The organism is Planktothrix sp. (assembly GCF_046067725.1).
In the GTDB taxonomy this organism is placed as follows: domain Bacteria; phylum Cyanobacteriota; class Cyanobacteriia; order Cyanobacteriales; family Microcoleaceae; genus Planktothrix.
This window is the reverse complement of the sequence record NZ_JBJUDF010000168.1, coordinates 18,802-31,202: the sequence shown is the minus strand read 5'-3', so window position 1 is coordinate 31,202 and position 12,401 is coordinate 18,802. Positions and strand designations below refer to the sequence as shown.

Genomic DNA, 12,401 nt, shown 5'->3' with positions numbered 1-12,401 from the left:
TTCTAGTTTAATAATATTCAATAAATCCTTAACGAGCAAGTCTAAAGGTTTAGGATATTTTAAACTTTTCCAAATAATGACTTCAAATTGCTCTAAGTTCAAATCAACAAATCTTTTAACCAAGGCGGTTTTACCTATTCCCGATATTCCTAATACTGAGATTAAACGACTATTTTGTTTTAATATCCAATTAGATAGAGTTTCAAGTTCTGTTTCTCGGTTATAAAAATTTATGATTTGAGGAGCTAAGGTTAAATCGTATTCAGGTTTTTTGAAGTTATCAATATTATTGCTTCGTGAATTTTGTGGCTGATTTGATGATGAGGAGTTGGGACACCAGTTGATATTATTATTTTTAAAGTTATTTTCAAAATTAACTATTTTAGCAATGCTAGAATTTGTAAATCTTTCTATAGTCCAACAAAAATTAGATTTATTAATATTTTCGCCTAAGTGTTCAGATAAAATTTTAAATAACTTCCTACATTCATCGCCAATATAACCCTCATCATAATCATAAATGTCTGCAATTTGCTTATAAGTTTTACCTTTAAATACCTGTTCAACAATCTTTTTTTGCAGATCATCTAAATGCTGTTCTGTCTCAGAAAATACTAAGCTATCTACAAATTGTAAAATTTCTGTAACAGTCATAAAAGCTAGATGAGGTAACAATTTTAAGTATTATAACTCAACTTGCTTCCAGATTATCAGGTTTTTTCAGGTATTGTCTTAATATTTATTAATAAAACATCAGGTAATATCAGATATTTTCTGGTATGACAAAACATCAATTTAGTATCAAAATGATTAATCAGGTTTTAGTCAAGCAAATTTATTTGCTAAATATAATGGTTAATCAACTTTATTATGGGGACAATTTAGAAGTTTTAAGACGTTATATTAAAGATGAATCAGTAGACCTATGTTATATCGATCCCCCTTTTAATTCTAAACGGAATTATAATCAAATTTATAATAATATTGGTTCCGAGGATAAAGCTCAAGCACAGGCATTTATTGATACATGGGAATGGGATGATCACGCGATTCATGGACTAGAGAAAATTACAACTAATTATCATGGTAAATTTACTCAACAATGTATTGATTTAATTACAGGTTTAAGGAATGTTTTAGGAAAAGGAAGTTTACTTGCTTACTTAGTTAGTATGACTTTAAGGATAACAGAAATACATCGAGTTTTAAAACCTACAGGTAGTTTTTATTTACATTGTGATCCGAGTGCTAGTCATTATTTAAAGTTAGTATTGGATGCTGTTTTTTGTTCCCAAGGAGGAGATTTTAGAAATGAAATAGTTTGGTGTTATACAGCACCAACAAATACAAGAGACAATTTCCCTAAAAAACACGATGTAATTTTTAGATATACAAAATCAAACTCTTGGAAATTTAATTTTGAAGAAATTTCCATACCATATTCAGATGAGACAGTAGCAAGAACTAAAAGAGGTGCAGGAAATCAAGGACTATATAAATCTAAAAATCCAGAACATAAACATATCAACCGTTTAAAACCTAATGGAAAAATACCGGAGGATTGGTGGATAATTCCACGACTACAAGGAAATTCGGTAGAACGTTTAGGATATCCAACACAAAAACCCGAAGCATTATTAGAAAGAATAATTAAAGCCAGTTCTAACGAAAATGATACAATATTAGATGCTTACTGTGGATGTGGAACAACGGTTGCAGTCTCGCAAAAATTAAGCCGAAAATGGATAGGAATTGATATTACTTATCAAAGTATTAGCTTAATCTTAAAGAGATTAGAGGATAGCTTTGGAAAAGGGGTTTTAGATACGATTAAACTGCATGGTATTCCTAAAGATATAGAAAGTGCAACAGCATTAGCAAATAAAGCAGATGATCGCACTCGAAAAGAATTTGAAAAATGGGCAATCTTAACTTATACGAATAATAGGGCAATTATTAACACAAAAAAAGGTGCTGATCAAGGTGTAGATGGAATTGCTTACTTTCAAGGAGATCAAAATGACCCAGAAAAAATCATTTTTCAAGTCAAATCAGGAAAAGTAAAATCAGGTGATATTCGAGATTTAATAGGAACAATGACCCTATTAAATGCTAGTATAGCCATATTTATAACTTTAGAAAATCCCAGTAAAGAGATGATAAAAACGGCAAAATCTGCTGGTTTTTATCAAAGTAAATATATGAGCAATAGTTGTGATAAGGTTCAAATTGTTACAGTCCAAGATATGATTGAAAATCAAAAAAGATTAAATATTCGTTTAAGTTTAGAAGTGGTTAAAAGTGCTGAGAAACAAAAAGAAGTAAAAGCTAATCAGATGGAGTTAGATTTAGATATTTGATATGGGGATTAAAAACCCGGTTTCTTTAAGAAACCGGGTTTTTAAGGTTTAAGGGAGTTGAGAATGCGATCGCTCATTTTAAATCTCTGAATGGATTGATAATCTGTTAGGTTTCCTTGACTGGTAATACTTGTAGCTATTTGTTGTTTTGATCTAGCATCTGAATCATTCGGATTAACGATAAAACGATAGAGCCAAATATTAGAATCAACAAAAAAACGTTGAGGTTTACCAACGCTCATTGGCTTCCTCTCTTGTCAAGGAATGAAAGTTAGGAATCACAATAGGATTTGCTGTTAATTGAGCAATAATCCCCGTTTTAGGAAAGCCTTTCGTTTTTTTAATAGATTCCGATTCTATAATCAGTTTTACGGTTTGACCTTCTGTTAATTGAAAATCAGCTAAGGGGCGAAAAACCCTGTTTTCAAAAATTGCATCAAAACTTTGTTGTTGCATAATGAATTAGGTGATTATTTAACTCCTTTCTATTGTCACCTATTTTATTGTAGGGTTGTTGAGGGTGCGATCGCTATATAACACATCCAAAAAAAACTTCAACTGTTCACTCTACCCAATTCTCTAAACTTAAACCCTCAACTCTCAATAAATCACTATCATTAGAAACCAGAATTAAACCTTTAACAATAGCAGTCGCAGCAATTAAAATATCTTCAGTTTGTATCGGTAATCCTCTTAACCTTAAATTGGCATGAATTTCGGCTGCTTTTTCTAAAATTGCTAAATCATCTAATAAAATAATTTGATAATCTTGACAAAATTCATTAAATCTCTCTAGTTGTTTAGTTGCTTTTACTGCAAATAATACTCTTTTAATTTCAAAATAAGTAATACAACTAATACAGAGTAATTCTTTTTGAGATTCTAATTGTTTGAGCTTTTCCTTAACTTTAAGATTATTTTTCAGGGATAAGGAAACAATATTAGTATCTAATAAATAGCTCTTACTCATTTATTTCCGTTTAATTATTTCATCAAAAATAGCCATTTGTTCAGGTGTTAATTCATTCAAAGTTCCCGCCACTGCTTCTGTCACCATAATTAGACTACAATGTTTCTTTAATTCCTGATCTGACATCGTGTTAAATGTTTCAAAAGGTAAGTTTTCTTGAAAGAGTTTAAATAATTCTTCAATCATTTCTGACTGATTCAGTTTTTCTTTAAACAAAGGACGTTCTTCCATTAAAATCGAAACAACTTTCTCAATTCTTTGGGTCATGGATTGTTTCATCATATCCGTTGATAACATATTGATAGCCTCCAATCCTTTGTAATTAATCACCATTTTGATCCTAGCAGATCCCAAAACAATAGAAAAAATTGAAGTGCAATCGCTACAACCGCACTCCACAATCATTAACCCTAAATCCCTAATTAATATTTCCGACTCGGAAAGACTCGTAAAGCATTTTCAGGAACCGAGATTTTCACCCGTATTCCCACAGGTAAAGCTGTTGTTGCGCTAGTTCTAGCGATGAGTTCCCGTCCTGAAGGAACTTGTAAACTATAGTGATTTTCTCGTCCGAGAAATTGGCGATCGCGAATGACAACAGGCGCGTTATCATCAGGTTTAAGAATAAAATCTTCTTGTCTTACCATTAATTCTACTCGGTCTAATTGCTCCCAATCAGGAGTACCAGCATTCACCAAATAGGGGTTAATATTAAAACAACCCACTTCCGTTTCCCAGACATCTCCTCGACGTTTAGCGGGAATAAAATTAGCTTGAGTAACAAATTCTGCGACAAACCGAGACGCAGGTTGCTGATAAATAGTTTCCGGTGTGCCAAACTGTTCTAAGCGTCCTTCTCGCATCACCGCTACCCAATCAGAAATCGATAAAGCTTCTTCTTGATCATGGGTCACAAAAATTGCGGTAGTTCCTGCTATTTTTAAAATATCCCGTAATTCCTGTCGCAATCTTAAACGAACTTGTACATCTAAATTACTTAAGGGTTCATCTAATAAAACTAAAGCCGGATGGGGAGCTAAAGCACGAGCTAAGGCGACTCGTTGTTGTTGTCCGCCGGATATTTCATGGGGATAGCGTTTTTCATAACCGGATAATCCGACTAATTCTAAAACTTCAGCGACCCGTTTTTGAATCGCTAAACTGGATTTTTTCTTACTATTTTTTAAACCAAAAGCAATATTTTTTTCAACAGTTAAATGGGGAAATAACGCATAATCTTGAAACACCATCCCGACATCTCGCTGTTCTGGAGGTATCCAACAATCTAACCCAGCCACTTCTCGACCCGCTAAAGCAATCATTCCCGTATCGGGCTGTTCAAATCCAGCAATCATTCGTAACAATGTGGTTTTCCCGCATCCAGAAGGGCCTAACAGTCCTAAAATATCCCCTTCATGTAACTTCAGGTTAACGGCTTGAACGGCTGGTGTCTGGCTTCGGGGAAACTGTTTACCGACATCCTCTAAATGCAGAATCACAGATTGAGTCATCTTTATACAAATCAATGGAGCTTACAGTTCAACACCCTTGTTGAAACTAATATTCAGAAACTTAATTCTGATTATACTCGCTTTTTAGGATATATTCTCACTAAGACTTGATTAAATTTTTGGGAGTGCTTCCAGGTGTTCTTATCCCCATTAGAGTCTTTGATAAAAGCCTTTCGGAGCTTGCGTCTGGACGTTTGGACGGTGTTTGTCATGGCGATCGCAATTTTAATCGCCACTCCAGTATTCTTTGTATTAAGCAGCATTTTCACCAATTCTGCTGCGGTCTGGAACCACTTAGCTACAACGGTTTTACCTGGTTATATCCTCAACTCCTTATTGCTAATTTTTGGCGTTGGGATCGGGGTGTTATTGCTAGGAGTCAGTAGTGCTTGGTTAGTGACAATGTGTCGGTTTCCAGGGAGTCGCTTGTTTGAATGGGGGTTGTTACTTCCCTTAGCTGCGCCAGCTTATATTCTCGCCTATGTGTACACCGAATGGTTAGATTTTTATGGCCCGGTACAAACCTTGCTGCGGGATACCTTCGGATGGAATAGCATTGATGAGTATTGGTTTCCTGATATTCGTTCAGTTTGGGGGGCAATTTTTTTATTATCTTTAACGTTATATCCCTACGTTTATTTATTAACCAGAGTTGCTTTTTTAGAACAATCAACCTGCACCTTAGAAGCGAGTCGTTCCCTCGGTTGTAGTCCTTGGAAAAGTTTTTTTACCATTGCATTACCCCTAGCTCGTCCCTCTATTATAGCGGGATTAGCGTTAGCCTTAATGGAAACTTTGAATGATTTTGGAACGGTTCAATATTTTGGAGTAGATACCTTTACAACGGGGATTTATCGAACTTGGTTTGGGATGGGAGAACGAATTGCAGCCTCTCAATTAGCAGCCGTTTTAATGTTATTTATTCTAGGGTTAATTCTAGTTGAACTTTGGTCACGACGACAGGCTCAATATTATCAAACCGGAAATCGATTTCAAGCCTTAAACCAATTTCAACTTAAAAAACTACCCGCTATATTAGCTGGTATTGTTTGTTTAATTCCGATAACTTTTGGGTTTTTAATTCCCAGTGGTCTTTTATTAAAGATGACCTTAGAAAATTTAGATACCCTTTTCAATTCAGAATTTTTGAATTATGCCTTACATAGTTTAACTTTAGCAACCATTAGCGGTCTTTTAGCCGTTCTAATTGCTTTAATAATGGCTTATGGTGTCCGGTTAAATTCTAATTCTTTAATGCGATTATCCACCCGGATTGCTGCGATGGGTTATGCGATTCCCGGTTCAGTCATTGCGGTTGGTATTTTAATTCCGATTGGTCGATTAGATAATGCTATTGATGCGTTGATGAAGTCTACCTTTGGTATAGCAACTGGATTGTTATTTAGTGGAACCATTATGGCTTTAATTTATGCTTATTTAGTTCGATTTTTAGCAGTTTCTTTAGGAGCGGTAGAATCAAGTTTAAATAAAATTAAACCGAATTTAGATGAAGCCGCCCGCAGTTTAGGCTATGGCGCAACTCGAACCTTAATTAAAGTTCATACCCCGATGATGTGGAGTGGATTATTAACGGCTGGAATGTTAACCTTTGTCGATGTAATGAAAGAATTATCCGCTACATTAGTTATCCGTCCGTTTAATTTTGATACCTTAGCCATTCGAGTCTATAATTTAGCCTCAGATGAACGATTATCCGAAGCCGCAGCACCCGCATTAGCCATTGTTACAGTTGGGATTATTCCCGTGATTTTCTTAAGTTTAAAAATCGCTCAATCCCATCGTTCATAAACCCAAATCGTTGATAAATTTTCCAACCACTTCAACAAATTCTGCTGTTGATTCATAGGGTAAAACATTACGTCCTGAAATCATAGCAGATTGGCAATTTCTCCAACCTTTTTCATAAAGTTGACACCGTTGTTCTGGAGTTTCCGAGAATCCACTACGACTAATACTTGATGCGGTCGTTCCAAAAACAGCCAAGGTAGGAATCGAAATTTCTGCCATGATATCCGTATAATTTTTCCTCCAAAATCCAGCTAAAAATGAATAAACTGCATAACGACTTTTATCATTTTTTGCCCCCTTTTCTAACAAGTCTAACCAATTTTGATCAACATCTTCTGCTTTCGCAAAGAGTTGACGAATCGAGAAAGATTTGATAAACTGACGACGACGAGCATACAACCAAAATAAATTACCAATAGGGGAATCAAAAAATAGGTTCCAAGCCAGTTTTTGTTGCTGTTCTGAACGAGCTTCCGTCATGACTCGCCATGCTGGAGGGCCGGATAAGATTAATCCCTTAATTAAGTTAGAATCAGAATTCTTTTGAAGTTGAATGAGAGCGATCGCAACGGGTAATAATGCGCCTTGTACTAAGATAATAACAGGTTTTTGAATAATATTGTGTAAAAAATAATTAACTTGTTCTGCCCAATCTTCAGGATAATAAGCTAACTTAGGCATTTGAGAATTACCGCAACCCATTAAATCAGGGTTATAAATATCATGGTTTAACCCTTGTTTTCGCCCTTCTTGACAAAATCGATGCCAAAATGTCCCAGACAGTCCTACACCAATCGGATGAATTAATAATAAACCCGATTCATGATTATTAATCGAGTTAATAGCCGGATAATATTCATAGTAACATTGATATCCTTGCCAAGTATAGATTTTTTTCTCAGAAACAAATTTAGGATTAGAAACCATAATTAAGAGTCGTTTATTTTAACAAAAATGACAAACCTGAACATAGACTGAAACTAATTTAAAGGATTTCACCGATTAGCCTAATTTACACATAAACCTGGTTTTTACTTTTTAATTAAATTAGGTTTTAGGTTAATGGATTTTTAGAAATTCGTGAAATCCAAGTGTTCGGTTAATCTGTGTTAAGAGTTGTTTCTGAAGTGATGTTAGATTCAAGAATTGATTCAGCTTTAGAAACTTCAGTTTCAGAATCTACCGCAAGGGTTGAATCTTCAATTAAGTTAGAAGTTTCCCCAGGTTGTAATTCGATCGCGGGTTCTGGAATGGGAACTTGATCAACAATTTCAGGTAAAGTTGTTGGAGAAGTCGGAGAGTTAGATTGTACTGAAATAGGATTTAAGAACGGAAGACGGAAACGACTTAAAAATCCACCGAATTTGTTAGGTTGAGGTTCAGGAGAAATTAACGGTTGAGAAGGAATATCCGCTTGAATCTTGATCGGTTCCGGTTTGATTTCTTCAGTCTGGGTTTCTAATCCCACAGGTTCCATAGGAAGTTGTTCAGGTTCTATGATTTCTGATGGAATCTGTTCAGCTTCTGGAGTAGAATCTTCTATTTGAGAAGGTGTTTCTTCTATAACAGGAGAAATTTCTTCCGGTTCAGAAATCGAATTTTCTACTTGAGAAGGTGTTTCTTCTACAGGAGGAGAAGTTTCTTCCGGTTCAGAAATAGAATCTTGAGATTCAGAAATAGGTTCTTCAACAGGTGGAGCAATTTCTTCCGGTTCAGAAATAGGTTCTACAGATGGAATTTCTTGCGGTTCAGAGGGTTCAATCACATCTTCTTGGTTTGCATTGGGATTAACCATTCCCTTAACGTCTACCCAGGATAATTTTCCTTGAATGAGTTGGGAAAGGGTATTATTCAGTTTGGGATTATAAGTAATGACACGGGCTGTTTTATTAAAAACGTTGTCAACAGGATTCCCATTTTCATCGAGATATTCAATTTGTACCCAGTTTTTACCCGGTTTAAATCCTTTCAAATATAAGGGTTTCCATTGGTTAGTGGTGAAGCTTTCGCCATTAATGGTCACCCGAATTTTCCAATCAACAATTTCATCCGTTGGGTTGTTTTGGGCGACCAGATGCAGAGGAGCATTGCTGAGGTAAAAGTCGAGTAAAATCGGTTCTGCACCATATTCTCCTTGTGGGAGATTATAGGTGAGTAAGGGCAGATCCGGGTTAGGATAATCGGGAGCGGTTTTTGTAAAGATATGAAAACTGGTTTGAGCAAAAGACCCTTCATTTTTATAGCTTTCGTTCCAAGGATAGGTAGCAAAAACTCGGATGGTATGGGTTCCAGGGTCTAAGTTAGAGAAGGTGATGGGGGTAGAAATATCGTAAACATCGAGATTCGGTTGGTTATCGAGAATCACCTGTAAATGTGGCCCCAAACTGAATTTTGGGTCTTTGAACAGCGCTAAACCTTGAACCTGAAGTTGCAGATTAATCGTATCGTCTTCGATGATTGCGTCAGGTTTGGGATTGAGAATACTGACTTGAGGCTGGTAAGTATCGAGAACTTGATGGAGTTTTTGGATCAGTTTCGGCACAGAAACGTCCCCGATGGGTTCGGTAGCTGGAGTCACGCTCAGGGGTGGAGAACTTTGGGGGGGAACCGCAGAATTACCACATCCAACCATTGTTACGATGATTAATACCGCTAAGAAGGTTGTCAGTGGGGTTTTGATGGTTATCCACCCCTGAAGCAGAAGCTTTAATAGGTTAATCCAGTGAAGAAACCCTAATCCAGTTTTGTCCATAACTCTTCCATTGAGAATGATCGGCCAATGGCAGTCAACCTTGATCCGTCAGTTCTGGGGGGTCATTGGGATTTGCGGTTCCTTGAGGAATTCTGGAAGATGATGTTTCTAATTTCTGAAACATCAGCAACATTTTGTAACTTTGATCACTGAAGGAATCACAGGTTGCTGTTCACTATCCTTTGCTACCCTACCCTAAAATTTGACTTTCGGAGAAATTTTAAGTTTTGTAACATTTATCAAGAATAGTTTGACTTTTTTAAAGCGTTGTGAACGCTAAATTGATGATCATGAGAGAATCTGAGTGAATTTTAATTATTGTTACTAAGCCATTCCCCCCAGATTCAGAAAGATGATATATCATTTAAAGACAACAGCTACCGCCCCGGCAAGCCCTTACTATGTAAGGCTTTGGGTTGGGCGTTGCTGTTGAAATAAAAATAAAAAAGCCTTATGGCAACTACAAGGGTGTCTTGTTGCCCCCGAACAAAGGTTGGTCTTCGGTTCAGGCATAAACCTGAATAGATCGTCTCATAGAAATTTATCTATGAAACAATTGTACGAAACGCTAACTTTTGTGAAGGATTTTGAAAAAGGGGTATAACTTCTGTCAAAATCTGCAACGTTACTTATTTTTTGTCACAGGTCGAGGAGAGTCTAAATGACAATCAGTCCTCCAGAGCGTGAGGCAAAAGTGAAAGTTACGGTCAGCAACGATCCGGTTCCTACCTCTTTTGAAAAGTGGTCTAAACCTGGACATTTCCGCCGTGACTTAGCCAAAGGGCCAAGTACAACCACTTGGATTTGGAACCTCCACGCCGACGCTCACGACTTCGATAGTCATACCAGCGATTTAGAAGATATTTCGCGTAAAATCTTTAGCGCCCATTTCGGCCATTTAGCCGTGATTTTTATCTGGTTAAGTGGTGCTTACTTCCACGGCGCTAAGTTTTCAAACTACGAAGCTTGGCTGGCTAACCCCACCGGGATTAAGCCCAGCGCTCAAGTTGTATGGCCAATTTTCGGCCAAGAAATTTTAAACGGTGATGTGGGCGGTGGCTTCCACGGGATTCAGATTACCTCTGGATTGTTCCAACTGTGGCGAGCTTCTGGTTTTACCAACACATTCCAGCTTTACTGCACCGCTATTGGTGCGCTGGTGATGGCCGGTTTAATGCTGTTTGCAGGTTGGTTCCACTACCACAAACGCGCTCCCAAACTGGAATGGTTCCAGAATGTGGAGTCGATGATGAACCACCATCTGGCCGGATTATTGGGTCTGGGTTGTTTGTCCTGGGCAGGTCACCAAATTCATGTGTCCTTACCGGTGAACAAGTTGCTGGATGCCGGAGTGGCGGCGAAGGATATTCCTTTACCCCATGAGTTCATCCTCAAGCCCAACCTGATGGCAGAACTGTATCCCAGCTTTAAAGAAGGATTAACTCCGTTCTTTACCTTGAATTGGGGAGTCTATGCAGATTTCCTGACCTTCAAAGGGGGATTAAACCCACAAACAGGCGGTCTATGGTTATCTGATACTGCACACCATCACCTGGCACTGGCGGTTCTGTTCATCATTGCTGGCCATATGTACCGGACAAACTGGGGCATTGGTCACAGCATGAAGGAAATCTTAGAAGCCCATAAAGGCCCCTTCACTGGAGAAGGCCACAAAGGACTCTATGAAATCCTGACCACCTCTTGGCACGCTCAGTTAGCGATTAACCTCGCATTGATGGGATCTTTGAGCATCATTGTGGCTCACCATATGTACTCAATGCCTCCCTATCCTTACATTGCGACGGATTACCCCACGCAGTTGTCTCTGTTCACCCATCATGTGTGGATCGGTGGCTTCCTGATTGTGGGTGCGGGCGCTCACGCAGCAATCTTTATGGTGCGTGATTATGTTCCGGCTAACAATGTCAACAACTTGCTTGATCGCGTGCTTCGTCACCGCGATGCAATTATCTCCCACCTGAACTGGGTCTGTATCTTCTTGGGCTTCCACAGTTTCGGCTTGTACGTCCATAACGACACAATGCGGGCGTTTGGTCGTCCCCAAGATATGTTCTCCGATACAGGCATTCAACTCCAACCTGTGTTTGCCCAATGGGTTCAACACATTCATGCCTTAGCACCCGGTAACACCGCACCCCATGCTTTGGCTAGTGTGAGCCCGGTATTCGGCGGCGATGTCGTTGCCGTCGGGGGCAAAGTGGCAATGATGCCCATCGTGTTAGGTACGGCGGACTTCATGGTTCACCATATCCATGCCTTCACGATTCACGTTACGGTTTTAATTCTGCTTAAAGGCGTGTTATTCGCCCGTAGCTCTCGCCTGATTCCCGATAAAAGTGAATTAGGTTTCCGCTTCCCCTGTGACGGCCCGGGTCGCGGTGGTACTTGCCAAGTTTCCGGCTGGGATCACGTTTTCCTCGGTCTGTTCTGGATGTACAACTCTCTCTCCATCGTGATTTTCCACTTTAGCTGGAAGATGCAATCCGATGTGTGGGGAACAGTTGGTGCGGACGGCACTATTTCTCACATCACCAATGGCAACTTTGCCCAAAGCGCCATTACGATTAATGGATGGCTGCGTGATTTCCTGTGGGCGCAAGCTGCTCAGGTGATCACTTCCTACGGGTCAGCCCTTTCTGCCTACGGTCTGTTGTTCTTGGGTGCCCACTTCGTCTGGGCGTTCAGCTTAATGTTCCTGTTCAGTGGTCGCGGCTACTGGCAAGAATTGATTGAGTCCATTGTTTGGGCCCATAATAAGCTGAAAGTAGCCCCATCAATTCAACCTCGCGCTCTGAGTATTACTCAAGGTCGTGCGGTTGGTGTAGCTCACTACCTCTTAGGGGGAATTGCTACAACCTGGGCATTCTTCCTCGCCCGAATTATTTCAGTAGGATGAAAACTCTCTGCTCAGAGGTGGGAGAAAATCTAATCTACTTTCTTCCCCCTTCTGAGGCGGAATAAAAAAGAACACGATTTAG

Annotated in this window: 10 protein-coding genes and 1 pseudogene; 3 read left to right on the top strand and 8 right to left on the bottom strand. The window is 38.7% G+C overall.

Annotation, left to right across the window (positions count from 1 at the left end; all coding sequences use genetic code 11):
* A pseudogene (locus tag ACKPEB_RS10385) lies at window positions 1-654 on the bottom strand (ATP-binding protein); the annotation flags it as partial.
* Window positions 655-851: 197 nt separating this feature from the next.
* Here ACKPEB_RS10385 and ACKPEB_RS10380 point away from each other — a divergent pair.
* Window positions 852-2,360 (top strand): DNA methyltransferase, encoded by a 1,509-nt coding sequence (locus ACKPEB_RS10380; protein WP_408964806.1) that lies wholly within the window; start codon window positions 852-854, stop codon window positions 2,358-2,360.
* A gap of 41 nt (window positions 2,361-2,401) precedes the next feature.
* Here the strand turns inward: ACKPEB_RS10380 and ACKPEB_RS10375 are convergent, their stop codons facing one another.
* The 5 genes from ACKPEB_RS10375 to ACKPEB_RS10355 all read right to left on the bottom strand — a co-directional run bounded on the left by ACKPEB_RS10375 (window position 2,402) and on the right by ACKPEB_RS10355 (window position 4,841).
* The gene (locus tag ACKPEB_RS10375) at window positions 2,402-2,602 is read right to left on the bottom strand and encodes a hypothetical protein (RefSeq protein ID WP_408964805.1); all 201 of its coding nucleotides are present in this window, start codon (window positions 2,600-2,602) and stop codon (window positions 2,402-2,404) included.
* On the bottom strand, window positions 2,589-2,816 hold the full coding sequence (locus ACKPEB_RS10370; protein WP_408964804.1) for an antitoxin family protein: 228 nt from the start codon (window positions 2,814-2,816) through the stop codon (window positions 2,589-2,591). The genes ACKPEB_RS10375 and ACKPEB_RS10370 overlap by 14 nt, the downstream gene beginning before the upstream one ends.
* Before the next feature lie 106 nt (window positions 2,817-2,922).
* Window positions 2,923-3,330 (bottom strand): type II toxin-antitoxin system VapC family toxin, encoded by a 408-nt coding sequence (locus ACKPEB_RS10365; RefSeq protein ID WP_408964803.1) that lies wholly within the window; start codon window positions 3,328-3,330, stop codon window positions 2,923-2,925.
* Window positions 3,331-3,627: a hypothetical protein gene (locus tag ACKPEB_RS10360; RefSeq protein ID WP_408964802.1), complete on the bottom strand. Its 297-nt coding sequence runs from the start codon at window positions 3,625-3,627 to the stop codon at window positions 3,331-3,333.
* A gap of 125 nt (window positions 3,628-3,752) precedes the next feature.
* Window positions 3,753-4,841, bottom strand: a complete 1,089-nt coding sequence (locus ACKPEB_RS10355; RefSeq protein ID WP_408964801.1) for an ABC transporter ATP-binding protein — start codon at window positions 4,839-4,841, stop codon at window positions 3,753-3,755.
* A 210-nt stretch (window positions 4,842-5,051) separates the two neighbouring features.
* On the opposite strand from ACKPEB_RS10355, the gene ACKPEB_RS10350 reads away from it, so the two are divergent.
* Entirely contained in the window at window positions 5,052-6,650 is a 1,599-nt protein-coding gene (locus ACKPEB_RS10350; RefSeq protein ID WP_408964807.1) for an ABC transporter permease, read from the top strand.
* On the opposite strand, the gene ACKPEB_RS10345 is transcribed toward ACKPEB_RS10350, so the two are convergent.
* Both ACKPEB_RS10345 and ACKPEB_RS10340 read right to left on the bottom strand, forming a co-directional pair.
* Window positions 6,645-7,577 carry an alpha/beta fold hydrolase gene (locus ACKPEB_RS10345; protein WP_408964800.1) on the bottom strand — a complete coding sequence of 311 codons (933 nt, stop codon included), beginning with the start codon at window positions 7,575-7,577 and terminating at the stop codon, window positions 6,645-6,647. The two genes, ACKPEB_RS10350 and ACKPEB_RS10345, sit on opposite strands and share 6 nt — an antisense overlap.
* A gap of 172 nt (window positions 7,578-7,749) precedes the next feature.
* Entirely contained in the window at window positions 7,750-9,402 is a 1,653-nt protein-coding gene (locus ACKPEB_RS10340; RefSeq protein WP_408964799.1) for a hypothetical protein, read from the bottom strand.
* Window positions 9,403-10,063: 661 nt separating this feature from the next.
* On the opposite strand from ACKPEB_RS10340, the gene psaA reads away from it, so the two are divergent.
* Window positions 10,064-12,319, top strand: a complete 2,256-nt coding sequence (gene psaA / locus ACKPEB_RS10335) for a photosystem I core protein PsaA (protein ID WP_408964798.1) — start codon at window positions 10,064-10,066, stop codon at window positions 12,317-12,319.
* Window positions 12,320-12,401 lie beyond the last annotated feature (82 nt).

Excerpts from the sequence above, each read along its gene's own strand:
- ACKPEB_RS10360 (WP_408964802.1), bottom strand. The coding sequence starts at position 3,627 with ATGTTATCAACGGATATGATGAAACAATCCATGACCCAAAGAATTGAG.
- ACKPEB_RS10350 (WP_408964807.1), top strand. The coding sequence starts at position 5,052 with ATGGCGATCGCAATTTTAATCGCCACTCCAGTATTCTTTGTATTAAGC.
- ACKPEB_RS10345 (WP_408964800.1), bottom strand. The coding sequence starts at position 7,577 with ATGGTTTCTAATCCTAAATTTGTTTCTGAGAAAAAAATCTATACTTGG.
- ACKPEB_RS10375 (WP_408964805.1), bottom strand. The coding sequence starts at position 2,602 with ATGAGCGTTGGTAAACCTCAACGTTTTTTTGTTGATTCTAATATTTGG.
- ACKPEB_RS10380 (WP_408964806.1), top strand. The coding sequence starts at position 852 with ATGGTTAATCAACTTTATTATGGGGACAATTTAGAAGTTTTAAGACGT.
- ACKPEB_RS10370 (WP_408964804.1), bottom strand. The coding sequence starts at position 2,816 with ATGCAACAACAAAGTTTTGATGCAATTTTTGAAAACAGGGTTTTTCGC.
- psaA (WP_408964798.1), top strand. The coding sequence starts at position 10,064 with ATGACAATCAGTCCTCCAGAGCGTGAGGCAAAAGTGAAAGTTACGGTC.
- ACKPEB_RS10355 (WP_408964801.1), bottom strand. The coding sequence starts at position 4,841 with ATGACTCAATCTGTGATTCTGCATTTAGAGGATGTCGGTAAACAGTTT.
- ACKPEB_RS10340 (WP_408964799.1), bottom strand. The coding sequence starts at position 9,402 with ATGGACAAAACTGGATTAGGGTTTCTTCACTGGATTAACCTATTAAAG.
- ACKPEB_RS10365 (WP_408964803.1), bottom strand. The coding sequence starts at position 3,330 with ATGAGTAAGAGCTATTTATTAGATACTAATATTGTTTCCTTATCCCTG.